Annotated in this window: 1 pseudogene; it reads left to right on the forward strand. The window is 37.0% G+C overall.

Features of this window, described 5'->3' with window-relative positions:
- Positions 1-448 precede the first annotated feature (448 nt).
- Positions 449-697, forward strand: a pseudogene (locus tag ACRCJ0_RS17720) (restriction endonuclease); the annotation flags it as partial.

The raw sequence follows: 697 nt of genomic DNA on the forward strand, positions 1-697 counted from the left end.
GATTCAATAAAGGCTTCCTAACAGTTGTAAAGGCTGTTAGGGAGTCTTTTCTGTATTCAGATAATAATGATGGGCTCTGTTCTTTTAATTTTATGGTTTCTTCGATAAATTAGCAGAATGGATGATGCTTTCCGCACTTAGTGGACGATTACTCCGCATTTACCGGACGAAAGTTCCGCACTTAGTGGACGATTACTCCGCATTTACCGGACGAAAGTTCCGCACTAGTGGACGAAACCCATCGCCGTACTCATTAATAACTGAGTTTTTACAAGCGCAACCCGAGCGCAAAGCATACATGGAAGAACTTGAATTAAGAATTAAGTGATCAGAAAATAAGTTTTAAGTTGATGTTGAAGCTAACGCAAGCTCCAGTTCTACAGTTGGGGAAGACAAACCTTAAGAAATCTTAGAAAAATTTATTAATGAAAGAAATAATGAAGTCGAAATAGAATTATTAAATAAACTACGTGAAACGGATCCTATCTTTTTTGAGCAGCTGGTTGTAAAGCTAATGGATACGATGGGATATAGCAGTAAAAATAGTAATGTTAAAGTAACTGCTCAGTCTAATGATGGTGGAATAGATGGGATAATTAACTAGGATCCTTTAGGAATAAGTAGCGTCTATTTGCAAGTCAAAAGGTATGCGGAAAAGAATGTAATAGGACGTCCAGCTATACAAGCATTTTATGGT

This window comes from Aerococcus sp. L_32 (assembly GCF_050689315.1).